General features: G+C 57.4%; 18 protein-coding genes and 1 tRNA gene. 8 read left to right on the top strand and 11 right to left on the bottom strand.

From position 1 onward, the window contains the following. Window positions 1-25 precede the first annotated feature (25 nt). From ACGY09_RS11680 to truA, 4 genes are all read right to left on the bottom strand, one after another. Window positions 26-1,897, bottom strand: coding sequence for an adenylate/guanylate cyclase domain-containing protein (locus tag ACGY09_RS11680; RefSeq protein WP_373650080.1), 1,872 nt, complete (start codon window positions 1,895-1,897; stop codon window positions 26-28). A gap of 18 nt (window positions 1,898-1,915) precedes the next feature. Continuing rightward, entirely contained in the window at window positions 1,916-3,442 is a 1,527-nt protein-coding gene (locus ACGY09_RS11675) for a cyclic nucleotide-binding domain-containing protein (RefSeq protein ID WP_397571658.1), read from the bottom strand. 173 nt (window positions 3,443-3,615) lie between these two features. Then, window positions 3,616-4,227 carry a carbonic anhydrase gene (locus ACGY09_RS11670; RefSeq protein WP_397571657.1) on the bottom strand — a complete coding sequence of 204 codons (612 nt, stop codon included), beginning with the start codon at window positions 4,225-4,227 and terminating at the stop codon, window positions 3,616-3,618. A gap of 180 nt (window positions 4,228-4,407) precedes the next feature. Then, window positions 4,408-5,280: a tRNA pseudouridine(38-40) synthase TruA gene (truA, locus tag ACGY09_RS11665; protein ID WP_397571656.1), complete on the bottom strand. Its 873-nt coding sequence runs from the start codon at window positions 5,278-5,280 to the stop codon at window positions 4,408-4,410. Between the two features lie 224 nt (window positions 5,281-5,504). Here truA and ACGY09_RS11660 point away from each other — a divergent pair, with 224 nt between their 5' ends. Then, complete coding sequence (locus tag ACGY09_RS11660; protein ID WP_397571655.1) at window positions 5,505-6,980, top strand: GDSL-type esterase/lipase family protein; 1,476 nt, start codon at window positions 5,505-5,507, stop codon at window positions 6,978-6,980. Window positions 6,981-7,046: 66 nt separating this feature from the next. Here ACGY09_RS11660 and ACGY09_RS11655 read toward each other — a convergent pair whose 3' ends face one another. Further along, a complete protein-coding gene (locus ACGY09_RS11655) occupies window positions 7,047-8,003 on the bottom strand; it encodes an HAD family hydrolase (protein ID WP_397571654.1) in 957 nt (318 codons plus the stop codon). 240 nt (window positions 8,004-8,243) lie between these two features. Here ACGY09_RS11655 and ccsA point away from each other — a divergent pair, with 240 nt between their 5' ends. Both ccsA and hemA read left to right on the top strand, forming a co-directional pair. Next, a complete protein-coding gene (gene ccsA / locus ACGY09_RS11650; RefSeq protein WP_373650086.1) occupies window positions 8,244-9,125 on the top strand; it encodes a cytochrome c biogenesis protein CcsA in 882 nt (293 codons plus the stop codon). Then, window positions 9,122-10,393, top strand: a complete 1,272-nt coding sequence (gene hemA / locus ACGY09_RS11645) for a glutamyl-tRNA reductase (protein ID WP_373650087.1) — start codon at window positions 9,122-9,124, stop codon at window positions 10,391-10,393. The genes ccsA and hemA overlap by 4 nt, the downstream gene beginning before the upstream one ends. 158 nt (window positions 10,394-10,551) lie before the next feature. Here hemA and ACGY09_RS11640 read toward each other — a convergent pair whose 3' ends face one another. Together ACGY09_RS11640 and ACGY09_RS11635 are read right to left on the bottom strand one after the other, a co-directional pair. Next, window positions 10,552-11,493 (bottom strand): hypothetical protein, encoded by a 942-nt coding sequence (locus tag ACGY09_RS11640; RefSeq protein WP_397571653.1) that lies wholly within the window; start codon window positions 11,491-11,493, stop codon window positions 10,552-10,554. Between the two features lie 18 nt (window positions 11,494-11,511). Continuing rightward, window positions 11,512-11,991: a hypothetical protein gene (locus tag ACGY09_RS11635; RefSeq protein ID WP_397571652.1), complete on the bottom strand. Its 480-nt coding sequence runs from the start codon at window positions 11,989-11,991 to the stop codon at window positions 11,512-11,514. A 242-nt stretch (window positions 11,992-12,233) separates the two neighbouring features. On the opposite strand from ACGY09_RS11635, the gene hemE reads away from it, so the two are divergent. The 3 genes from hemE to ACGY09_RS11620 all read left to right on the top strand — a co-directional run bounded on the left by hemE (window position 12,234) and on the right by ACGY09_RS11620 (window position 15,521). Further along, entirely contained in the window at window positions 12,234-13,289 is a 1,056-nt protein-coding gene (hemE, locus tag ACGY09_RS11630; protein WP_373650090.1) for a uroporphyrinogen decarboxylase, read from the top strand. Continuing rightward, on the top strand, window positions 13,273-14,829 hold the full coding sequence (gene hemG, locus ACGY09_RS11625; protein WP_397571651.1) for a protoporphyrinogen oxidase: 1,557 nt from the start codon (window positions 13,273-13,275) through the stop codon (window positions 14,827-14,829). The genes hemE and hemG overlap by 17 nt, the downstream gene beginning before the upstream one ends. 281 nt (window positions 14,830-15,110) lie before the next feature. After that, window positions 15,111-15,521 carry a thiol-disulfide oxidoreductase DCC family protein gene (locus ACGY09_RS11620; RefSeq protein ID WP_397571650.1) on the top strand — a complete coding sequence of 137 codons (411 nt, stop codon included), beginning with the start codon at window positions 15,111-15,113 and terminating at the stop codon, window positions 15,519-15,521. Window positions 15,522-15,567: 46 nt separating this feature from the next. On the opposite strand, the gene cmk is transcribed toward ACGY09_RS11620, so the two are convergent. Together cmk and ACGY09_RS11610 are read right to left on the bottom strand one after the other, a co-directional pair. Then, entirely contained in the window at window positions 15,568-16,230 is a 663-nt protein-coding gene (gene cmk / locus ACGY09_RS11615; RefSeq protein ID WP_397571649.1) for a (d)CMP kinase, read from the bottom strand. A 191-nt stretch (window positions 16,231-16,421) separates the two neighbouring features. Continuing rightward, window positions 16,422-16,817 carry a glyoxalase superfamily protein gene (locus ACGY09_RS11610; protein WP_397571648.1) on the bottom strand — a complete coding sequence of 132 codons (396 nt, stop codon included), beginning with the start codon at window positions 16,815-16,817 and terminating at the stop codon, window positions 16,422-16,424. 221 nt (window positions 16,818-17,038) lie between these two features. Between ACGY09_RS11610 and ACGY09_RS11605 the strand changes: the two genes are divergently transcribed. Next, window positions 17,039-17,111, top strand: a tRNA-Gly gene (locus tag ACGY09_RS11605). 32 nt (window positions 17,112-17,143) lie between these two features. After that, window positions 17,144-18,613: a trigger factor gene (tig, locus tag ACGY09_RS11600; RefSeq protein ID WP_373650095.1), complete on the top strand. Its 1,470-nt coding sequence runs from the start codon at window positions 17,144-17,146 to the stop codon at window positions 18,611-18,613. A 280-nt stretch (window positions 18,614-18,893) separates the two neighbouring features. On the opposite strand, the gene ACGY09_RS11595 is transcribed toward tig, so the two are convergent. Beyond that, on the bottom strand, window positions 18,894-20,225 hold the full coding sequence (locus ACGY09_RS11595; protein WP_397571647.1) for a DUF1552 domain-containing protein: 1,332 nt from the start codon (window positions 20,223-20,225) through the stop codon (window positions 18,894-18,896). Window positions 20,226-20,313: 88 nt separating this feature from the next. Next, window positions 20,314-23,298, bottom strand: coding sequence for a DUF1592 domain-containing protein (locus tag ACGY09_RS11590; protein ID WP_397571646.1), 2,985 nt, complete (start codon window positions 23,296-23,298; stop codon window positions 20,314-20,316). Between the last annotated feature and the right edge of the window lie 201 nt (window positions 23,299-23,499).

The raw sequence follows: 23,499 nt of genomic DNA, 5'->3' as shown, positions 1-23,499 counted from the left end.
GTAGGTCACGGCGTGATTATGTTCGCTATTTTGACGCGAGCGTCCAGACCGGATCATATTCTCGCTGGTCTCGTGACCAGGCGTCGACAGCGCGCGAGAGCAGCACCATCGTCGGTCCATCCTGGCTGGATTTTGTCACCAGGCGACTGAGAATTCCGATGGCAGCCTGCAAATCATGCTGTTCCCAAGCGAGCAGAGCCTGTTCATAGTCCGCGGCAAACTCGCGCCATCCGGGCCCGGGATGCGCGACGAGTTCAAACAGATCGACAGGGATTTCTATGTTCTTCAGGCGGACAGAACAGAGTCGCCGGGTTTGCACCTTGCCCTCCAGCCGACGAGCGGTGTCACCCGTCATTAATGCCGGCGTGCGTAGAAAGCGAGTTGCCCCCTGGACACGGCTGGCGATGTTCACGTGAGCCCCCAGCGGTCCGTACTTCAGCTTATGCTCACTCCCCGTATTGCCGACGCGGACAACACCCGTGTTGATCCCAATCCCGATCTGCGTGGTTTCCTTATCCGGCAGCACGTAACGCTCATTAAACTCTTTTAAGGCATCCAGCATCAGCAGCGCGGTTTCGGTTGCGGCCGCAGCGTGATCTTCCATCGCGAGCGGTGCGCCCCACATGGCGATCAGTTCATCCCCGACGTAGTCGATCAGTGTTCCTCTGGTCGACAGGACACATTGGGAGAGCGTCTCCATGACGGCGTTGATCCAGCGAAAGGTTTCCGTGGGATTCAGCAAGCCTGAGATGCGACTGAAGCCGGCAATATCGCAGAACAGCAGAGTCACGTCGGCATCCCGACCGACTAGAGCTTCGGGATCCTCTTCGAGACTTTGCGCGACTTCTTTCGTCACGAACCTCTCGAACTGGATGCGCTTTTCGATGGCGGCCCGTTCCTGTTCCACCCGCGCCCACCCCCCCGCGACTCCACAAGCCAGGATCTCCACCAGCTTCGCGTCGAATCGATCGATGGGGGGGCGACTGGTGGAGCCGCCCAGACGGCGGTCCCCGTAGACGGCACCAATCACCACGCCGTCAGGATCGAGAATCGGTGCTGCAACCATGGCTCGCAGGAATGCCAGACTTTCGGAATGTTGAGCGTCGATCGCTCCGGGACGACCCCACAAGGTTCGACGGTCCCGCAGCAATTGGGTCAGCAGTTTCTGGCTGGGCTGCCATCGCTCGGCCCCTTCGTTCTGTCCTTCGGTGGCCACGGCGACGACTTCCCAGAGATCACCCGTCCGCTTGAGCACGGCGGCGCGGTCGAGGTTCACCATTTCGAGCGTTTTTTCGGCGATCTGTTTTGAGAATTCGGTCGTCGAAGCGACCTGCTGAAGAACGGCGACCAGTTGCTCAAGTCGATCCAGCATCACGTCAGCGTTGGAGGACTGCAGCGACGCAACGAACGACTCGCGGGCGGGCGGCAAGGAGGTCGGGGGATCGACGCGACTTCGCGTGAGTTGACTCAGCGACTGGGGCTTGGGTGGGGTGTGGGCAAAGGACTGGAAGAGATCGTGTTGTTCCGGCGCAAGCGCCTTCCTCCCCCCGACCGCCTCGATACAGAGCTGAAATCCGCCACGAGTCAGCCTGACGGGAAGTTCTCCTTCGTACGAGTCGCCCGGATTCAATTGGCGCTCGTTGACGATGGCCACGGTGTTCCGCTCGTTGATATTCGTCACCCGGACTCGCTGGCTGCCCAGGGCTTCGATTCGGAGCTGTTTGCGGCCGATCTCGTTCTGATCGCGTGCAGCAATCACGAGCCGAACGGGGCTGGCGTTCGGGACGACCGCCAGAGGAGCGGGGTCGTCCTGCGACTGCCGCCCCAGTTCCAGAAGCCGATCATGGGGTTCCATCAGAACGCTGATGTAAGTTGCAAATCGTTCCAGACGAGCCATATCCGTGGCGCCTTTGTTTCAGCTCACGCCGAAGTACTTCTGAATCTTTGCTAACAACGAACTGGCCCGTTCATCGAGGTTTTCAGGGGCGGTGCCGACGTTCAGTCGGTCTCCCAGTTCCTTTTGTCGCGCCGCCACTGTGCGACTGAGAGTATCCGTCATTTCAGGCGACTGAGCGAGCGCTGCGGCCAGTGCCGGCTTGTCGATCACAAGCAGTTCACAATCCGTGACTGCCGTGACGGTCCCGCTGCGAGCCTCACCCAGCAAAAGTGACATTTCTCCAAAATAATCACCAGGCCCCAGTCGCGTGATTTCCACTGCCGCTGATCCCGATCGGGCCGACGCGACACTGACCGTTCCGGTGTGAACAATAAACAGTTCTCTGCCCGGTTCATACTGTCGAATGATCACTTCGTTTGCGTGGTAGCGTCGGAGTTTGCTTTCCCGTGCCAGGATTGCTAACGCCTTGTCAGGTAACCCCTGACTGAGTGAAGCACCCCTCAGAACCCGTTCGTGGATTTCTTCGCGAGTCGGGACCGGCGTCTCTTCCGTGGGAAGCTGTTGCAGTTGCACGTTCATCACGGCGGGCGGCATCGTGATTCCCTCACGCTGAAGTGCGTACCAGACGCGGTCTCGCACACCCCCGTCGACGCTGTCGCGGATTTCGAACTGGTCGGTGAAGAACCGCAACCAGTACTCCACGCCCCGTTCGGTGAATGCGTTCGTAATGATCGTCGGGGCAGGTTCTGCGAGTACGCCTCGGGATCCCGCGATCGCGTTGAGAACGGTGGAATGCACTCGTCCGGGGGGAATCGAATAGGGACAGACAAAGTGGACAGACCGGCGTGTATGCCGCTGGGGACGCATGAAGTTCGCCAGGGGCATCTCGGCCAGTTGGGTGTTGGGGATGACAATTTCGACCGAATCGAGCGTGACAACCGTCGTTCCCCGCCAACTGATTTCCTTGACCTTCCCGATGTGGTCCCGTCGATCGTTGAACTGAATCCAGTCACCCACGGCAAACGGGTGATGAACGTTGATGGCGATGCCGGCGAAGATATTTCCCAGGGTTCCCTGCAGCGCCAGGCCAAGAACCAGGGTCAGGACGGAAGTCCCTGTAATGAGGTCAGAAGACTTCAGGCCAGCGTTGCTCAAGAGAGGAACCAGCACGACGCCGTAGATTAAGACCAGGCAGATGTCGAGGTAAATCCGCTGCGGCGACCATTTCATCGCGCGCTGCAGGATCGTGATCACGCAGAGGAAGCAGGTCCTCACAACGGCAGTCAGCAGCAGAAACTCAGCCAGCAAACGGAAGAAACCGTCCATCTGAAGGTGAGAGAAGAGGGACGATATTCCCAGCAGGGTGGCGGCCAGTACGAGAAAGACGATCGGGTGGACAGCCAGCCGTCGCTGGGGGCGGGGCAGGACGATGAGAGCCGCGACAATGAGAAAGACCAGCATCCCCATTTCACGCAGGATCGTCGGTGAAAAGATCTGCGATGCCGCCGCAGCAATGTCGGGAGCGGCAATGATATTCGAATCCACGGTGTCCTAACCTCTAGACGGAAGCAATGATCATCAGTGAGCGGTGTGGCCGAGGTCATACGGCGGGGGAATAGGGCTCGCCCGTTTCCTCGCAGCCCACGAGTCCGAAAGCTGCGGAGACGTTGGCTCATGCGGATGATCAGCGTTTTCGATCTCGCCGCATCCCGACCGGACTATCCGGGTCGATGGGCCGCAGCGGCGTGTCCGTCAACCAGTACCTCGATCTTGCCCGTGTCCACCGAATACAGCCAGCCGTGAATGCGAGGAATCGACCCTTTCTCGTGCATCCGCCGGATAAACGAGAGTCGATTCAGGTGTTTAATCTGCAGTTTGACGTTCTCTTTCGATAGCAGATCAAGCTTCTGATCGTGGCTCAGTCCCTGTTGCTGGGCCAGAACTTCCACCTCATCTCGAATACCGGCAGCAATCTGCAGCCAGTCCGCGATGTAGTTCTCTTTAACCCCTTCGACAATCGCCTTGATTCCCCCGCACCGTGTGTGGCCGCATACGACGATGTCCGGAATCTTCAGGTACGTCACGCCGTACTCGAGCAGCGCGGCGAAGTTCACATCGTTGTACGCGATGATGTTGGCGACGTTCCTGTGAACAAACATCGTTCCCGGTTTACTGCCCGTGATGACGTCTTCAGAAACACGGGAATCAGAACAGCCGATCCACAAAACAGCGGGTGTCTGAGCCGCGGCAATCGAGTGATAATAGTCCAGATTCCGGTTGAATTCGGATTCAACGAACCGCTGATTTCCGGTCAAAAGTTGCGAAATCATGCCTGGTGCGACCTCCTTGCAGCTTGCCTTGGAATCCAATTTCCGGATGTCAGCCAGATTCGGTTGAGACGCATACCTGGGCGGGGGCATCACGCGAAGTTTTAGAACCGCCGGCACTGAAAAGCAACCATTTGTGCACTGTCCCTGACGGTGGTCGTCCCTGAAGTGGTCGAGGTTCGATCAGTAGTCGACTCGCATCAGGTACAGCCCCTGGGGGGGAGCCGTTTCCCCCGCGTGCGAACGGTCGCCAGATTCGAGGATCCGCTTCAAATCAGCGGGAGACCAGCGCCCTCGGCCGACATGGATCAGTGTCCCGACGATGGCACGCACCATGTTGTAAAGAAAACCGTCTGCCATCACATCGAAACAAAGGAATGCCGGGTCCGGATGGGAGGCGACAGCAGCCGGATTTCGTCCTGGCGCGTCGGACGCTTCGGAATCCCATGCGTTCCAACCGGCGGTGCGGGTCACCGACGCATGAGAAATGGTGCGAACGCTGGAAGAGCGATTGGGCCACTGGGTCTCGAAGCAGCGGAAGTCGTGCGTCCCCACCAGGCATTGCACGGCGGTATTCATGGCGATGTCGTCCAGTCGCGACCGTTGCCACAGAACGGCATTTCGCAGAAACGGGACGCGGATCGGGCTGTTGTGAATGACATACCGGTACCACTTGCGCTTGGCATCGAAACGCGCGTTGAAACCGGGTTCGGCCACTTGAACGTCGCGGACGACAATGTCGTCGGGGAGATAACGTGGTAAGCCCTGCAGAAAGCCATGACAGGGGGCCGTGCTGCGGGTGGTGAAGCTGATGACCTGTCCGACAGCATGAACTCCTGCGTCCGTTCGACCTGATGCCACGACCCGCGTCGATTCTCCTGTGAAATCTGCGAGCCCCTGTTCGACCAGGGCTTGCAGCGCGATTCCATTCGGCTGGACCTGCCACCCGCAATAGTTCGTTCCCTCATAGGAAATGGTCATGCGCAGGGTGCGAACGTCGTTAGGAGAGGTGGACTCCATGGGGGGAGAGGCCGGGTTGTTGACAGTGTCGTTCAAGGGAGTCTCGGGGCAGATCAGAGTGCGGAACAGGGGATACGCGGGTTTCAAAACACCGGCCGTAAGCGCAGGACCGGCTTGTGGTCCGTGCTCTTGGGGCTTCCACAACGTGCGAGTACTGCGAGAGCTTTCCTTCGCATCGGCAAGTTGCTTTCACGACATACGTGGGATCTCTATCTTAACAGATTCCTGGCGGACATTCTTTTCTCGATGGAGACTTCACCGTGCGACTTTTTGCAGCCTGTTGCGTGCTCCCTCTGATTCTGGCTTCCTCACTACTGGCTCAGACAGACAAGCCGGCTGAACCACAAAAGTACGAACTGGGGAAGGATTCCTTCCCTGTTGAGGGGGTTCCCACGGGAACCGTCACCCGGCATCAGTGGACCAGCCAAGTCTTTGAAGGAACCGTGCGGGACTATTATGTCTATGTCCCCGCGCAATATGACGCCGCCAAGCCGACCGCGGTCATGGTGTTTCAGGACGGGCACGCCTATGTCAATAAAACAGGCGAATATCGCGTTCCTGTGGTGTTCGATAACCTGATCCATCAGAAGGCGATCCCCCCCATCATCGGAATCTTTATCGATCCGGGGCATCGTGGGGACTCGCTGCCTGACAGCCGCTGGCGCGCAAATAATCGAAGCTTCGAATACGACACGCTCAGCGATCAGTATTCCCGGCTGCTGCTGGAAGAGATTCTGCCCGAAGTCGGCAAAAGCTATCACCTCACCAATGATCCAGCACAGCGGGCGATTTGTGGTGCCTCCTCGGGCGGGATCTGTGCCTGGACCGTTGCGTGGGAACGGCCCGATGCGTTCCGCAAAGTGCTCAGTCACATCGGCAGTTTCACGAACATCCGGGGTGGTCACAATTACCAGGCGATGATTCGCAAAACGCCCCGCAAACCGATTCGCGTCTTTCTGCAGGATGGTGATCGTGATCTGAATAACGAACATGGCAACTGGTGGCTCGCGAACCTCGAAATGGAGTCCTCGCTGAAGTTTGCCAGATACGACGTCAAGACTGTGTGGGGACACGGCGGCCACAGCGGAAATCACGGGGGAGCGATACTGCCCGAATCCTTGCGTTGGCTCTGGCGGGCCGAAGAGGGGCCCTACCGATTTGAAAATGAGATTGCTGCGTTCATCGCACAGGACAAGTCAAATCCCCCACCCACCGGTGCCGTCCTGTTTGCAGGCTCATCGAGCATCCGGATGTGGAAGACTCTGGAGCAGGATTTCCCGGAAGCCACAGTCCTCAATCGCGGCTTCGGCGGATCTCAGATTTCAGAGAACACGTTTTTCGCAGATCAGATTGTGTTCCCCTACAAGCCGAAACTGATCGTGCTGCATGCCGGGTCGAACGATATTCACGCAGGGAAATCGCCGGAACAGGTCGCCGCTGACTTCAAGGAATATGTGGCCAAAGTTCGAAGCCGCCTACCCGATACACGAATCGTGTTCATGGAAATCAATTCCAGTCCCGCTCGCTGGGCCGAAGCGGATCGACAGAAAGAAGCGAATCGCCTGATCCGCGAAATCTGCTCGACGGGATCGAACCTGGGGTACATTGAGCTTTTTGACGCTTTACTGGGTCCCGACGGGAAGCCGCGCGAAGACCTGCACATTGATGACAAACTTCATCCCAATGAGGCGGGTTATATGATCAGAGCAGAACTGGTGCGACCTCACCTCAAATGAGTCGGGACGCGAAATGAGTCAGGGCACGACGAGAGCGACCCTGATCGGTGAACGATCGTCGTCACGTCAGATCTGGAGAATCTCGCGTAACTGTGGCAACTCGGTAATCAGCCGGTGGGGCCGCGTTTCGGGGTTCTTCAGATCTTCGGGCGTGACCGCCAGACTTGTCTTGTCGTCTGCCAGCAGGACGGTCTGAAAGCCGCAGGCCTTGGCCGGTGCGAGATCCCCCTGGATACGGGTTCCGACGTGCAGGATCTCGTTTGGCTCGATTCCGATCTCCTTGAATCGCAAAATTGCCTGTGCGTAGAGTGACAGGGACGGCTTACAGATACCCCACTCGTAGGACAAGGTGTTCAGGGATTCGGGCAGCAATTCTGTGACGTGAAACAGATTTCCCTGATGCCTGAGGGCGCGAGTCAACTGCACCAGGGTGAAGCATTGGGCATCGGCGAGTGCCGCTTGTCGCAGTCCGGCCGCAGCAATGGCGTTCAGCGTGTCGAGCGCGGCGGGGGTGGCCTCTGTCCCTTGCAGGCTGGAATGGAAGAAGTAGGCCACCTTCTGTGCCAGTTCGGTCATGCTGCCGTAGAGGGATTCATCGTAGGTGTAGTCCTTTTTATGCAGCATTTCGAGCAGCGTGTGCCAGACCTGGGCCGCATCGACTTCAGGAAGATCTCCTTTTTTGTTGCTGGACCTGAGTCGGATTTCTTCAATCGCATTCAGGTATTTCGGCAGAAGCAGATCCGACGGCTTTCCCGGCCGGCGGGTCATGCTGTTCCACATATTGAATTCATCGATCGTCTTTTCGATCGCCACTTCCATCCGCAGGGCCTGAGGGTGCTGGAATACCAGTTCACCGTCGGTAATTCTCAGCAGGGTTCCGTACAGGTTCCAGGTGACGGCCCGAATTCCTGGCAGCGGCTTCAGAGATGGGGTTGCCTGAACGGGTACAATTTTGGGTGGCGCGGGCCAGCGCAGATTGCGACCATCCAGCAGTTCAGCGTATTCGAGCAGGGTTTTTGCCATGGTGTGGGAAACTCGTGCGACTTGCCTTCGTGGCTGCCGGAACACAAGATGTCTCTAGAGAAAGTCTCATATTCTTCGGTCGCAGGCAATCCTGGAAACGAATCTGGGGATTTGAATCTTGCTCTGGTGTGACGTACATTTCAATTCGTTGATCGGTGCGGTTTTCCAATGCAGAGTCCCCTTTGGACGATTGGACGAAGACAACCGTTCTGAGACAGGCAATGGAAACGATCACAAGTGATGTTGAAAACAAGTGTCGTCTGTTTTCTCGCCAGCTATGGGGTGGCCTTCGCCTGCGAGGTCAGCCAGCTGAAGCGGCGCAGCACACTCAGCCGTATCGTCTCGTTCCTGTTCACCGTGGCGGGATTCGTCGCGCACACTCTCTATCTGCTGTATCGATCGCGCCAGGCGGACCTCCCTCCCCTGCTCAGTTCGGCACATGACTGGTATCTGGTACTGGCCTGGCTGGCGGTGCTGGTTCATCTGTTTGTGTCGGCCGTTGATAGCGAACTGGCGACGGGACTGGTCGCCTGGCCGGTGATATTGGCTCTGGTGGTTGCCTCATGGTTCGTTACGGACCAGCCGGGACACCGTCTTGACTACGATCGCGGCTGGAAGATGCTGCATGCATCGACACTGATGCTCGGTACCGGTTTCATCTTGCTTGGATTTGTGCTGAGTCTGCTGTATTTGTGGCAGCACCGCCGGTTGAAGCAACGGCAAACGTCGAATGATTCCGTCAAACTTCCGAACCTCGAGTTGATCGAACGGCTGAATCGTTTTGCCATTCTGGTGGCAGTTCCGTTTCAGATGGTGGGAATCATTTCCGGGTTCGGACTGGGGGTCTTCGCGACAGGGGGAGGAATCCCGATGACGTGGACTGACCCGGTCGTGATTGGTGGCATCTTCACGGGTCTATTAGTGGGGGTCCTCTTCGTATGGCTACTGATTCAAAAGCGGTCGCCGGGTCGACAGATCGCTCTGCGGACGGCCTGGGCATGCGGATTTCTGCTCGTGACGCTGATTGGTTTGCAAATGCTGACCGCAGCCGCAAAATGGCACTCAATACATGGATCGGCACCGACTCCGTCGGCCAATGCGACGCGAGGACTGGCACCGTGAACCTGCTCGCTTTGTACTGTACTCATCAGACCACGCCGCTGAAGATCCGCGAGCGATTGGCCTTCGCTACACAGGATCAGCTCAACGCGGCCTATCAGCGGCTGAAAGAGCGTTTTCCCGAGACCGAGTCGGTCGTGTTGTCGACCTGCAATCGGGTTGAACTGTACATCGCCCGTGGGTCCGATGCAGAACCACTGACTCCGCCCCAGCTTGCTCAGTTTCTGTCCGAATTCCATGGTGTACCGCTCGACGAATTTGTGGGGGAACTTCGGGTCGCTACAGGTTCGGAAGCGGTTCGGCACCTCTACGAAGTCATTTCGTCGCTCGACAGCATGGTGCTCGGAGAGCCGCAGATTGTGAACCAGGTGCGCGAGGCGTACCGCGCCGCCGAAGTGACGGGATCATGCGGACCAATCTCACACGCTTTGTTCCAGGGTGCCATTCGGACTTCCGCGCGGGTTCGGACCGAGACGCGATTGTCCGAAGGTAAAGTCTCGATCGCCAGCGTCGCTGTCGGGGACTTTGCCAAGAGTATTTTTGATCACTTCGATGACAAGATGGTTCTGGTCATTGGGGCGGGTGAGATGGCAGAAGAAACGCTGCGGTATCTGAAGGACGAAGGGGTCCGCGATATCGTGGTCGTCAATCGCAGTCCTGAACGGGCCGAACGTGTCGCCGCCGAATGGGGCGGGCGTGCCGCTCCATGGTCTGAGCTGGAAACCTGGCTCGGTCGCGCGGATGTCATTGTCAGCACGACGGGGGCCGACCGGCCGATCGTCGATGCAAAACTGTTTAAGCGCGTGCGTCAGGCCGATCCCCGCCGCACCGCCTTCATTCTCGATCTCGGGGCCCCTCGCGATTTTGCGACGGATGTCGGTGAACTTGATAACGTGTTCCTGTACGACATCGACAGCTTGCGAAACACGTGCGAAGAAAATCGCAAAGCCCGCGTCCGTGAAATCGACAAGGCACGGCAGTTGATCGACGACGAGACCGCTCGCTTCATGGCGGAATACTACCACCGTGCCAGTGGCGAAGTCGTTTCAAGACTGATGCAGGATTGGCACGCGGTCAGCAAGGACGAACTGGAACGACTCTTCAACAAGCTGCCGCAACTGACCAGTCACGACCGAGAGCAAATTGAACGGACCGTCGGACGGATCGTCAATAAACTGCTTCATCCGCCGCTGGAAGCACTCAAGGACGAGGCTCGGGCCGGCACTCCACATGGGCTGATCAACGCTCTGAAGCGACTATTCGGTCTTTGATCTCCGGTCGGTCTTTGATTTCCGGCGGCGGCGGTTCGGAAAAACATTTCCGAGTACAACGTCCCGCGTCTCTCACCTGATTGACTCAGCGGGCCGTGTGGGAATTTCAAGGGGTGGGAGACGAGGTGTGTTGCCGGGCTTGCAGACCGAAACGGGCCCTACTTTTTCTTCCGCGCTTCCCACTTCGCAATCCATTTTTCTGGATCTTCTTCGAATGCCGCTTTGCAGCCTGTGCAGCAGACCCAGAACGATTGTCCCTTGTAGCTGACGGAGATCGTGCCTAACCCCTGAGAGATGATGCACGTCTTGCTGCCATAATCAGACTCACTGAGTGCGAACGAGGTTCCCTCGCGCTGCGTGTGGATGGTGTCGACACGGCTGAACGGGCCGTTGTTCCGCTTTCGATCCACCTCCAGAATGTAGCGATTGTTTTCCTGCTGATTGAAGGTCAGTCGCCACTGAATGTCGGATGGTTGGGCCGTTGTTTCGGTCAATTGCAGTTTGAAGGTGCGCTGAAGCTTCTTTTCGTCTGTGGTGACATCGCGGATCGGTTCGATGAAGGTCCCTTGAAAGGTGCGGTGTGAACCCTCGGCGTCGGTGGTCGTCAGTTCAAACTGGTCCGATTCAGGTCGGTATGTCAGTCGTCCATTACGGATATAGACTCCAGCGTCCGAGGCGATCCGTAGTCCGGGGTGGTTGGGGTCAGTCACCCAGTCGTATTCCCACTTGGGCTGATCTGAGTGGGCTTTTCGCGACAGGCCTTTCCAGTTTCCCAGCAGTACCTGAAGGGGTTTCAGTGCCTCGCGCTGACGTTCGAGCTGTTCCGGCGAGAATTCCGCGTCGGTGGCTTGAGATGTCGCGGCAGGAGCGATTTCGATGGGAGTGGCTCTTCTGCGGGGTGACCGCGGAAGAGGGTTCTGCTCTTGCGCGGCACCTTCGGGCGCAGCGACCTCGGCGGTGGCAGGAGTTTCGACTGCGGCAGGCTTGCGATCCGTCGGGGGGAGGGGCGAGTTTGACTGTGGGGCTGACTGGCTGCTGCAACTGACTGCCGTGATGGCAAACAGCATAAGACCGTAGTTTTTAACGCCGCTGGAGTGCATCGGTGGCCCTCGCCTCTGTCAGGACTGGGTGGTCGAGTCGTTCTTGTTTGATGCGGTGTTTGCCTGCGTAGCTCGATAGTGACGAATCTGTTCCTCGAGCTCGCGTCGTTCCAGATGCAGCCGAGTCCTGGCGATCTCGGAATGAGTAATCGTGGACAGCCAGTCGCCCATCGCCAGCAGGACCATCCACAGTACCAGTGCAAAGACCACGGCGACCCATACAAAAAACAAATGCGGACGCTGCACAAAGAGCTGATCCATCTGGTCTCCCACGGCGATCACGATGCCGATGACGGCCAGCATGATACTTATCTGCAGGCGTCGCCTCATCTGGCGGTTGGCATGCAGCTTCGTCCGAGCATCAACGTCCCCGTCCTGTTCCAGTGTTCGACGAGCGCGCCAGACAAACAGGCCCAGTAGTGCTGCCAAAACAACCAGAGCCGCTCCAAAAATCAGGGCGGGTAAGGTCGTGGCGTCGATGCGAATGAAAAGAATCATGATCCTTGGATATTAATCGACGGCGTCCTCGGTTCCCAGCGGGAATCGGCCGCGCTACAATCCCGGAGTAAGCGTTCACCGGCAGGTGCTGACGCAAGTTCAGGGCGGGCCAGAACGAACTCGGGCGGATTCGCACGAAGTCGTATCCCGCTGACCCTCTTCCGAATCGAGAATGCAGGCCGACGGCCCTCATTCTTGCTCGTCGACGCTTACAGATCGGGCATACATCGACCGGAGACACCATGCTGACCCCCGCCTTGCAGAACAGCCGATTCCTCAAAGCCGCACGACGTGAGGTCACGGATACCACCCCGATCTGGATCATGCGCCAGGCAGGTCGGTACCTTCCCGAATATATGGCGGTTCGCAGCAAAGTGACGTTCATCGAGCTTTGCAAATCGCCCGAACTTGCCGCTGAAGTGACTCTGACCGCTCAGCGGGTGCTGGGTGTCGATGCGGCAATTCTGTTCGCCGATCTGCTGCCCATGCTGGAACCCATGGGGATCGATCTGGAATATGCCAAAGGGGAAGGCCCTGTCATCCATAACCCCATCGTCACGGCCAGCGAGGTTGATCGATTTCGCGAACTTGAAGATGTTGGTTCGATGCAGTTCGTTTTCGATGCGGTGAAGCTGATTCGCCGGGATCTCCCCGCTGACATTCCGCTGCTGGGGTTTGCCGGTGCTCCGTTTACCCTGGCTTCGTACGCCATCGAAGGGGGCGGCTCGAAGAATTACATCCGGACCAAATCCATGATGTACACCGATGAAGGGGCCTGGCGGACGCTGATGCAGCGCCTGGCACGCAGTCTCGTTCGGTACATCAACGCACAGATCGATGCGGGATGTCAGGCGGTTCAGTTGTTTGATAGTTGGGCAGGCTGCCTGTCGCCGGACGATTACCGGACCTATGTGCTGCCTTATACGCGTCAGGTGATCCAGGGGATCAAGCCTGGTGTGCCGGTGATCAATTTCCTGACGGGAAACCCGGCGCTGCTGCCGCTATTGCGTGAGGCGGGTGGGCAGGTGATCGGTCTCGACTGGAGAGTAAATCTGGCAGACGGATGGAAGACGGTGGGGCACGATGTCGCTGTGCAGGGAAACCTTGATCCGGTGTCATTGATGGCCGATCTGCCGACGCTACGTCGCCGGGCAAAAGATGTTCTCGACGCGACGGGTGGTCGTCCCGGTCACATCTTCAATTTGGGACACGGTGTCTTTCCCGAAGTTCCTCCTGAGAGCGTGAAAGCTCTGGTGGAAATGGTGCACGAGATGGGGCGTCATGCAGGCTCACGATAAACCGCGGCGAATCGCCGTCATCGGGGGCGGGCTGGCTGGTCTGTCGGCCGCACACCGCCTTTGTGAACTTGCGGGCGAATCGCGAGACGAGCTCTCGGTCACGCTGTTTGAAGCGGGTTCCCGACTGGGGGGACTCGTTGGGACTGAACGTATCGGTGACTATCTGGTCGATCTCGGAGCGGATTCGTTCCTGACGAACAAGCCAGCGGCCGTCAGCCTGTGTCGTCGACTGGGGATGGAAGATCGACTCGTTTCCACCGACACGCGATTCCGCGGAGCGCTGGTTCTGTTCGACGGTCGGCCTGTGCCCATTCCGGAGGGGTTTCAGTTATTGAGTCCCACAGCCATCTGGCCTGTTGTCACCTCCCCGCTCTTCTCGGTTTGGGGGAAAGTTCGGCTGCTGTCAGAATGGTTCCTCCCCCGCCGCCAGGGGGGCATGTCGACTCAAGCGGGTAGCCAGCAAGGTGGCGAACCGCGAGGGATCGAAGATGAAAGTCTTTCCAGTTTCGTACTTCGCCGGTTTGGGCGCGAAGCACTCGAACGACTGATTCAGCCGCTGGTGGGGGGGATCTACACCGCCGATCCAACGCGTCTGAGTCTCGCGGCCACGATGCCCCGCTTTCTTGAAATGGAACGTGACTACGGCAGTCTGATTCGTGCCTCGCTGTTTCAAAAGTCCAAGGCCCGAGCCAGGTCCGGGAAGCGGCCCCCTGCTTCGGATCGTCCCTCCGCCGCTGCCACGGATACGTCCAGTGGGGCCCGGTACGGGTTGTTCGCAGGACTGAAAGGGGGGATGGAGGATCTCGTCGACGCCTTAGGAGCGAAGGTGCGCTCGCGTTGCGATGTTCGTCTGCAAAGCGAAATCCGGAGCATCACTGAGTGTTCGGCGGGCGTGGATCATGCGGATGTACCTGATGCCGCGCGGTATCGTATTACGCTGGCGGATGGTTCTGCGGAGACATTTTCGGGGCTGGTCATCGCCGCGTCGGCTTCTCGAACTTCGCAATTGGTTGCCTCGCTGGATGCCGAATTGAGCGAAGCCCTGGCGGGAATTGAATACGCGTCCAGCGCGATCGTCGTCTCCGGGCATCGCCTGTCTGACATCCGCGATCCACTGCATGCATTCGGTCTGGTGATTCCTCACCGGGAAGGTCGGCGAGTCCTCGCTGTCTCGTTCTCAAGTCGCAAGTTTCCGGAGCGGGCGCCTGCGGGACATGTGCTGTTGAGGACTTTTGTCGGCGGAGCGCTGCAGCCCGAAATTCTTGAAAACTCCGATGAGCGAATCATCGAAATCGTTCGTGAAGAGTTGGCAGAGATGCTTGGCGTTCACGGGCAGCCTGATTTTATGAGAGTGGTTCGTTACCGGCAGGCGATGCCGCAATATCACGTCGGGCATCTGGAACAGGTCACGCGAATCGAAAAATGGGAGCATCGACACACGGGTCTGGCTCTTGCAGGGATCACGTGCCACGGTGTGGGGATCCCGGATGCGATCGCAAGTGGCGAACAGGCGGCCGAGCGAGTCTGGTCGGCGCAGTGACAGGCGGGCTCTTTCCTGCCTGAAAATTCCTGGCGGCGATGGAGTCCCTCCACAATTCGATGTTATTTGATTCTCGAACAGCCTGATCAGACTCTGTCCGGATTTTTCTCGGCAATCGCCAGTGAGTGGGATAGGCTTTTGCGTACCTCGGTTAATTGCCTGAGGGGGCTGCGGTTCATGGAGTGGGGTGGGCTCCTGGGCAGATTCAGAGACCGTTTCAGTCGGAATCCTGCAGACCTGGAGAGTTACGCCGGCTCTATCGATTCGATGGGAGGTGTGGTGTGTCAGATACCAATACGACGCCGTTTGAAGTCGAAGTCTTTTATGACGGTGGCTGCCCGCTGTGCGTGAGGGAGATCGCTCTTCTGCGCCGCTGGGACCGTAAGGGAAAGATTCGCTTTACAGACATCGATGCCCCGGATTTTCGAGCGGAAGATCTGGGGAAGACACAGGATGATCTGATGGCACGGATCCAGGGCCGGTTGCCCGATGGAAAGTGGATTGAGGGGGTCGAAGTGTTTCGACGCCTCTATCAGGCCGTCGGGTTTGGGCCCGCCGTGACGCTCACGCGACTACCGTTAATTTCCCAGTTACTCGATCTGGGTTACACACTGTTTGCACGCAATCGACTGCGACTGACGGGGCGGTGTCAGGGTGGAAGTTGTCGCATCGACACGGCGACGAAGCCTTGACCGGTAGTCACGCGTCGTGGCCAGGCCGTTAAAGCAATGTCTGTTTCTAGCGGCTCGAGTTGGCCGAGACTGCTGCCACGATTTGTTCCAGGCGGCCGGTGACGTGGGCAATCGTCATATCTGTGGTGTCGATGATGATCGCGTTCGGGGCGGGCTGCAGCGGCGAGCACGCGCGAGTCTCGTCGCGATAGTCGCGGAGGGACTGTTGCTCCAGCAGTTCTTCGAGCGAGACTTGCTCACCCTTTTCTTCGAGTTCCCTCAGGCGCCGGCGGGCTCGCTCCTCGGGCGAGGCGGTCAGGAAGAACTTGCAGTCGGCGTTCGGGAAAACGATCGTCCCCTGATCGCGTCCTTCGGTGACGAGATTAATCCCATGGGCGATCTTCCGCTGCAGATCCACCAGACGGCTGCGTACGGCGGGGTGAGCGGCGACGATTGAAGCTGATTGGGTGACTTCCTGCTGTCGGATCGCGTCGGTCACGTCCTGATCGCCGAGCAGTACCCGGTTGTTTGCGAAAGTGATTTTCAGTCGCAGCGTTTCATCAGCGACGGCTTGTTCGTCGTCGAGAGGGAGTTGCTTCTTCAGGCAGGCGTAAGCGACGGTCCGGTACATGGCTCCGGTATTGAGGAATTCAAAGCCTAACCGGTCGGCGAGCGTTCTCGCCACGGTGCTCTTTCCGGTACCCGCTGGACCATCGATCGTCACTATCATTCGTTCACACCAGAAACATGGTCCATGGAGCTCGTTTCGCGACAACCGTCACGCCTGTGAGCAATATCGGTCGAGCGAAATACGAACTCCCATCGTAACATTGCGGCGGCGCTGAGGACATCAAGGCGGATGAATTTGAGTGACGTCCAATTTCGGTGCGATTCCCCAGTCGATCTCGCTCTCACGGGTTGTCACAATCGATGTTCGCAAACGCGAATGCGATTTCCGCTCGGGTCAGTCAACTGGAAGGCACGCTCACCCCAGTCTTCCCGGCGAATCTCGCAGGTGATTCGGGTCTTCGATTGAATGGCCTGCTCATAAATCGCGTCGATTCCGTCGACTTTCAGGAAGAGGTAGCCGGTGCCAGCGATCTGCCAGGGATGTTCGTGTGGCCCTTCGTCAAGAATCAGATGTACTTCGGCGGAATCCCGGCGAAGGATGGCATAATTCCCTTCGGGATTTTCGACCGGATCAGTGTGCAGATATACGGCTTCGAACCCCAAAGTGTGCGAATACCACTCACGGGCAATCGTAAGATGAGACACCGGGAGGACGACGATCCCTTTAAGGAGTTTCGCAGCATTCATTTGAGAAAGATTCCTTGTGGTTCAGTAGCCAATCCAAAATGAAATCATTATAGTTCCGGCTCAGGGAAACCGATTCGCATCCTCCAGAGGTGCAATCTGCAGCTTCAATTTGGAATTTCCTTTTTGAACGCAGGATCTTTGGCAGAGAGTGACCTGTTCGCTTGACGAGACGGCTTGAAGTTGGATAATTCCCTCCCGGCTTTATGGTCGGGCCGAAATAAGCGGGTGTAACTCAGTTGGTAGAGTACCACGTTGCCAACGTGGTTGTCGTGGGTTCGAGTCCCATCACCCGCTCTCTCTCGTTTCTTCCATAAAGGACGTCATTTGTGAGTGAAGCCGAATCCCCCGTCGCGGACCCAGTCTCGGAAGCGACTGAGGACCTGAAGTACAGGCTCTCCCTGAAGGTAGACATTCAGAACATCGGCCCTTGCCGCAAGCATGTTCGAGTCACTGTACCTCGTTCCGACATCGACCATTTCTCTGGCGAAGCGCTGGAAGAAGTCGTCAAGACCGTGGCGGTTCCCGGTTTTCGTAAGGGTCGCGTCCCTGCCAGTCTCGCCGCAAAGCGATTTCGCGAAGATATCGCGAACAGCGTTCGTCAGCGGATCTTGATGCAGAGTCTCGAGCAGCTTGCTGAAGAGAACACGCTCGATCCCATCAACGAGCCCAGCTTTGACGTTGATAGTCTGGTCATCCCCGAAGAAGGTGACTTCGAATACGAATTCGACGTCGAAGTTCGTCCTGATTTCGAGTTGCCCAAGTACGAAGGCCTGGTCATCCAGCGGCATGTTCGTGAAGTAGGCGATGCCGATGTCGACGTCTATCTGAATCGCTATCTCAGCCAGTATGCTGTCTACGAAACTCATGAAGGTGCTGCCGAAGCGAATGACGTTGTCGTCGCTGCAGTCGAGTTTACGAAAGACGGTCAGCCGTTCCGCAAGATTTCTTCGGTCGAATTGCAGCTGAAGCCAACCATTCGCTTCCGCGATGCAGAACTGAAGGATTTCGACAAGCTGATGGCTGGCGCTGTTGCGGGTGATGAGAAGAAGACGCAAGTCACGATTTCTCAGGAAGCCGAACAAGTCGAAATGCGTGGTGAGACTCTGGATGTCGTCATCACCGTTGGCGAAGTTCAGCGAGTCAAGCTGCCTGAACTGAACGCTGCATTCTTCGAACGAGTGGGCTATGCCGATCTGGCCGCTCTTCGCGCCGAAATCCTGGGGATGCTCGAACGTCAGGTTGTCTACGAACAGAGACAATCGGTTCGCCGACAGGTCATCGAAAAAATCACCGAATCGGCCACATGGGATCTTCCAGAGATGCTTGTCCGCAAGCAGACTGAGAACGCCCTGCGGCGCGAAATTCTCGAGATGGAACAGGCTGGCTTCACAACACAGCAGATTATGGCGCGGGAAAATCAACTGCGACAGAACGCTGTGACGTCGACTCGTCAGGCTCTGAAAGAGCACTTCGTCCTCGACAAGATCGCCGAGACCGAAAAGATCGAAGTCACTCCTGCCGATCTCGAAACCGAAATTCAGTTGATGGCCATTCAGCGTGGCGAAACCGCTCGACGGGTTCGTTCTCGTCTGGTCAAGACCGGCGTCATCGAGAACCTCGAAGCTCAGATTCGCGAGCGCAAGGCTGTCGATGTTCTGCTGAAGTCCGCTGTTTACGAAGACGTTGCTGTTCCTCCGAGCAACGACGACGATATTCAGGCTCTCTCTATCTCGGTCTGCGGAAACTCGGCTGTTGCCGTGAATCCGAAGGATGAAGAAGAAGACGGCGAAGAGTGATTGTTGAATCGCAACCTGTCACCGGGTTGAGTGAATAATGAAAAAAGCCTTCCGAGTTTTCGGAAGGCTTTTTTCATTATTCCGATCGAGTGATCACACCGGGGATTCAGGCGGCGGGATTGGAGATGCCACCGAAGTTGATTGGTTTGGCGGCAGCGTGCTGTATTTCACGCGGTGTTGGGCGTCTGCCGTTGGCTGTGTTTCGTCGCGCGGACTGCGGATGGTGTGATCCGCCGGAAGGTTCAGGGTGGGCGGTCTAAAAACGCGACAAGATTTGTGGTTAGAAATTCTGGAGGCGAGAGTCCGCATCGCCGAATTGCGACGCTTCCACACCCGCGTAGTTCAGCAGGGAAAGGTACAAACTGCAGAGCTTGCGATGCTGATCATCCTGATAGCCGTAGTCGAGGACTCGCCCGGTCGCGATGGTTCCTCCCAGTCCCCCTGCGAGCAGTAGAGGCACTTTGGAGGAATCGTGCTGGCTCCCGGACCACATATTGGAAATGAACATCAGGCAGGAATGGTCAAGGACGGTCCCGTTTCCTTCCGGCATGGCTTCGAGTCGAGATGCAAGATACGCGAGCTGCGAAACGTAGTAACGTGAGACGCGTTCATAGGCATCGGATAGATCATCATGCGACGCGGGGTGATGGGCGAGGCGAACGTCGAGGAAGGGATAAAAGAGCCCCGAAAGATCTCGACAAAGCAGAAGTGTGGCGACGCGGGTTTTATCGGTCTGGAAAGCGAGTGCGATGATGTCGCACATCAGCCGCATATGATCGCGAATGTCTTCGGGCAGTCCGTTTTCAGGGCGCTTCATCAGGTTCATTTGCCGGGCCGCGTTCTTCGCTGCGGCTTCCGCCTGGTTTTTTACGGACCGAACTTTCTCAACCTGTTTTTCAACTTCACGGACACTGCTGAGATATTCTGTCAGTTTCACCTGATCGGAATGGCTGATGCGCCGGCTGAGGTGAGAGGCGTGGTCTTTGACGCGATCGAGAATGCTTTTTGTCCGTTTGCTGCCCTGATTGTCGAACAGACTGTCGAACGCGAGTGACGGGTAGACCTCCATCGGGACGGGAGAATTCGCGTCGTGCCATGAGATGTGTGAGCTGTAAGCCATCGAGAAATTGGTTTCATGATAGCCCGTAATGGGTTGCTCACATCCCAGGACCAGGCTGGACTGCGGCGTATCGTCGTTGAAGCGCAGTGCCAGCACCTGATCCAGGCTGATCCCCCCTCGCAGTACGGCTCCTTTCTGCAGTGGGGCACCAGAGAGGATATTACCTGTCTGGCCCGGATGGATTCCGACACCAGTCGCTTCTTTGTTAAACAGGCCATTGATGACATTGATTTTGGATTTCAGTGGCGCGAGCGGTTCCAGGCTTCGGCTGAGTTCCATCTGGTCCCCGGCCCCTTTCGCCCACCAGTGCTCTGCATTGATGCCGTTTCCCATGAACAGGGCCGCGAATCGTCGCGGATGCTCCGATCGTTGTTCGCCGGTGACCGAATCATCGCCCCAGACCGGAAGGGATTCGAGCCAGGGGAGTGACATCGCCACTCCGACACCGCGAAGAACTGTCCGTCGATTAACCCGGATGCTGTCGGCACTCATTGACACTCTCCGCATTGATGAAGGAGCTGAATTCCAGAGCCATTACGATACTGATCGGAATTCGATGGAATGTGGCACTAAGGCGTCGTCAGTCAGGGTTGCGTCCCCGTTTGTGCAGGAACTGGGGGCTGGTGACGATTTCTTCGACAGCTCGCACAAAGCGATGGTCGTCGGCCTCGAGTGACTGGCGCATCCGTTTGATCGTTGCCTGGTCTGAGAGCAGCAGGCTGCGGCCTAAGGCGTATGTCAGCAACTTGCGGCAGAAATTGTTGACGAAGTCGTCACGTCGTTGTTCTGCAAGATACGTACGAAGTCCGTCGAGACCTTCGCGATCGACGTCGTCGGGATATCGTCCTTTCGCCTCGATCGGGCGTCCTCCCAGATCACGGTCCCGTCGTCCACCAATCGGGTCAAAGCCTTCGAAAGCCAGTCCGATCGAGTCGAATCGTTGATGACAGCCTGAGCAGGCTTGATGGTTCCGATGTCGGGCGAGGATCTGAGGGAGGCTCAATTCGCCCAGTTGCGCTTCATCTTTGGGAAGCTCAGGAACTTCGGGGGGCGGAGGCGGGATGTGTTCACCGAGCAGATTTCTGACGACCCAGTAACCTCGTTTGACGGGACTGGTTCTCAGCCCGGGGGAGTTCCGGGTCAGGAAGATCGACATCGGTAGCAAGCCCCCCCTACCGAAGTCCGCTGCATTCGGGACATGCACCCATTCTTGACCAGACGAGTCATTCGGGAACTCAATCGGCATGCCGTAGTGTTTGGCCAGGACGGAATTCACGAATGTGTCGGGGGAATGCAGGAAATCGAAGAGAGAACGATTCTGTTGAGCGACATCGATAAACAGGCGGATCGGTTCTTCGTACATCGCCTGACGAAGAGTCGCGTCAAACGCAGGGAAGCGTTCACGATCGACGCTGTTGTGTTCGTCAAAACGGTTGAAGCCGAGCCAGTTGCCGGCGAACTCCGTTGCGAGTCCATGGACGCTGTCGTCCTGGAGCATGCGATGAACCTGTCCAAGAAGGACTGCTGGCTCGTGCAGGTTCTGCTCACGAGCGTGAGTGAATAACTCTTCATCCGGCATACTCGACCAGAGGAAGTAGCTGAGTCGGTTGGCCAGCTCAAAGTCGTTCAGCGGCTGAATGTCCTGGTCTGGTTCCGCGAGGTCCACGCGAAAGCAGAAATGAGGCGACATGAGGATGCTGGCTACACAATCACGCATCGCGTCCTCATGGGACAATTCATCTTCGTGGCGCAGGTGATGATAAAACGTGAGCTGTTCTTCCCGTTCGTGTTCGGTCAGTGGCCGGCGATAGGCTCGTTCGGCGAAATGGATGAGTGCTTCCAGATGCCGCTTCCGGGATGAAAGCTGAGTCTCTTCGATCCAGCGGACGTCTTCGATCATCGAGTCGAAGTAATGTTCAATCGCTTCGATTGCGGAGGGACTCGCTTCATTTTCCCTGGCTTTGGCGAGGTACAGAGTCCGCATTTGATTGAGCCGGGGCTCTGACGTCACGTCCTTATTCTCGGGGCGAGCAAAGTCGAATTCCGGTCCGCCGGCAAATTGGGGCGGTTCAGCCCGTTCGAAGAACAGGAAGTCCTTGTACTGCCGAATCGGGGCCAGCGTTACAAAGTTCAAGTTCTGCCAGAGCGAATCGAGTTCTGTCTGTTCGGCTTCATTCAGGACAAGATCGTAAAGCGGCGCGTCGTCGCGGAAGTAGCCCTGCATCAGGTGGAACCCCGCAGTGAGCAACCGAACGTCATTTCCGAGATTGGGGTCGGCGTAGAGTCCCCGACTGGTAATCGAGAATGCGTTTGGGAACGTCTCGCAGAATCGTTGACGGGCGGCATCTAGATGCGGGTTCTCACCAGTTCCGACGTACCGCATCCTTCGGTCGGCGATCTGTCTGTTCCACCACAGGATCAGTGGCTGACTGCCGTCTGAATTTCCTTTCACATGTAACTTTTCAACAGGCCGGTCCAATTCTTTTCTCAGAGTAACGACAAGCTCCCGCAGCCTCTGGCACTCGACCTGGACCTCGGCCTGTTGGGTGACATCATTTGACAGCTTTTTCCATTCCTCCTGAAGCTGTCGCAGTGGCCCTGCCGCGACGGGAGCGGTGAGTGCTTTCCAGACAATCTTCAGGTATTTCCCACTTAGCCGTTTGCCGACAGTTCGTGACAGGTGTGCGGGGGGATCCGCAGGGGAATGTGACGGACGTGCAGTCTGGTCGCCGGGGTCGCTGACACGGTTGAAGTCTCGGGCGAGATCCTCAAGGTTCGAGGTGGTGAGACCAAGTTCGCTTCGATGCTCGTACTGCCAGCAGGCAAAGAAATAGTCAGCGAGGTCGACTTCGTGCCGATGGTAGAACCGGACAATCTGCTGGACGCAAAACTTGTCACGGTCGGTTTCCGCCACAGCTGCATCGGGGGCAAACACGAATCCATCGGGAAGCAGGACAAGGTGATCAGCGACGCCGCGAGCCGCGGTCAGGTATTTCTTGACCAGCGCCGGGGACATTGTCAGTGACTCGCCCGAGTTATCAAATCCCGCCTGATTCGCAGGATCGACGGGAAATTCCCGTGTCGGTCGAATGTCCACACCCGTCAGATCCCGAATCGTATGATCGTACTCCGCGTTGCTCAGCCGCCGAGCGAGCACAATGCCCGGGTCGCCAGCGCGACGATTCGCCTCAAAGTCTCGCAGGTCGCGAATCCAGTTAACGAGGTCAGACCGCTCCTCCTGAGTAAGATGGTTCGAATCGGACTGGGGGGGCATTTCTTCCGCTTCGACCCGTTCGAGGATCGTTTCCCACACCGCATGCTTTTTCAGTATGGCGCTGATGGTCGAGAATTCGCTCAGGCTGAGCTTTCCTTCCTGTGTCGTTGAGTTATGACAGGACAGGCAGTGCTCAGATACCAGCGGCCAGATGCGGTTTGTGAACGTCGTCTGAAGTGCATCGGGAAGTGGGCTGTCCGGCGCCGCTGTGACATTCTTCCAGTTCACGCCGATGAGAGCAGCAAGAAAGAGGATCGTCGTCGCGGTGATTACTATCCGGAACGTCTTCATGCTTCCGATCATCTCCCGACAACGGCGGTGGGGCTGCGTTGGTCTCACTTCAGATCGTGCGGAACGAAGCGATTGAGGTTCGGTTTGGGCAATTCGTCCCGACGCGTGCCGAGTGACCGCAGCGGCTTGTGGCCTGCCTGCGGCGATGCGGAATAAACGTATCGGAATCTTACTATGTGAACGCGGTTTAAAGAACCGTAT

Origin of the sequence: Schlesneria sphaerica, from assembly GCF_044336245.1 — a bacterium.
Lineage (GTDB): Bacteria > Planctomycetota > Planctomycetia > Planctomycetales > Planctomycetaceae > Schlesneria > Schlesneria sphaerica.
The sequence above is the reverse complement of the archived record's forward strand: the minus strand, read 5'-3'. Positions and strand labels throughout refer to the sequence as shown.

What these genes read in the sequence shown, in the direction of transcription:
- hemG (WP_397571651.1), top strand. Translation starts at nt 13,273, where the DNA reads ATGCAGGCTCACGATAAACCGCGGCGAATCGCCGTCATCGGGGGCGGG.
- ACGY09_RS11655 (WP_397571654.1), bottom strand. Translation starts at nt 8,003, where the DNA reads ATGGCAAAAACCCTGCTCGAATACGCTGAACTGCTGGATGGTCGCAAT.
- hemE (WP_373650090.1), top strand. Translation starts at nt 12,234, where the DNA reads ATGCTGACCCCCGCCTTGCAGAACAGCCGATTCCTCAAAGCCGCACGA.
- ACGY09_RS11590 (WP_397571646.1), bottom strand. Translation starts at nt 23,298, where the DNA reads ATGAAGACGTTCCGGATAGTAATCACCGCGACGACGATCCTCTTTCTT.
- ACGY09_RS11680 (WP_373650080.1), bottom strand. Translation starts at nt 1,897, where the DNA reads ATGGCTCGTCTGGAACGATTTGCAACTTACATCAGCGTTCTGATGGAA.
- ACGY09_RS11610 (WP_397571648.1), bottom strand. Translation starts at nt 16,817, where the DNA reads ATGAATGCTGCGAAACTCCTTAAAGGGATCGTCGTCCTCCCGGTGTCT.
- ACGY09_RS11635 (WP_397571652.1), bottom strand. Translation starts at nt 11,991, where the DNA reads ATGATTCTTTTCATTCGCATCGACGCCACGACCTTACCCGCCCTGATT.
- ccsA (WP_373650086.1), top strand. Translation starts at nt 8,244, where the DNA reads ATGTTGAAAACAAGTGTCGTCTGTTTTCTCGCCAGCTATGGGGTGGCC.
- ACGY09_RS11640 (WP_397571653.1), bottom strand. Translation starts at nt 11,493, where the DNA reads ATGCACTCCAGCGGCGTTAAAAACTACGGTCTTATGCTGTTTGCCATC.
- ACGY09_RS11595 (WP_397571647.1), bottom strand. Translation starts at nt 20,225, where the DNA reads ATGAGTGCCGACAGCATCCGGGTTAATCGACGGACAGTTCTTCGCGGT.
- ACGY09_RS11670 (WP_397571657.1), bottom strand. Translation starts at nt 4,227, where the DNA reads ATGATTTCGCAACTTTTGACCGGAAATCAGCGGTTCGTTGAATCCGAA.
- cmk (WP_397571649.1), bottom strand. Translation starts at nt 16,230, where the DNA reads ATGATAGTGACGATCGATGGTCCAGCGGGTACCGGAAAGAGCACCGTG.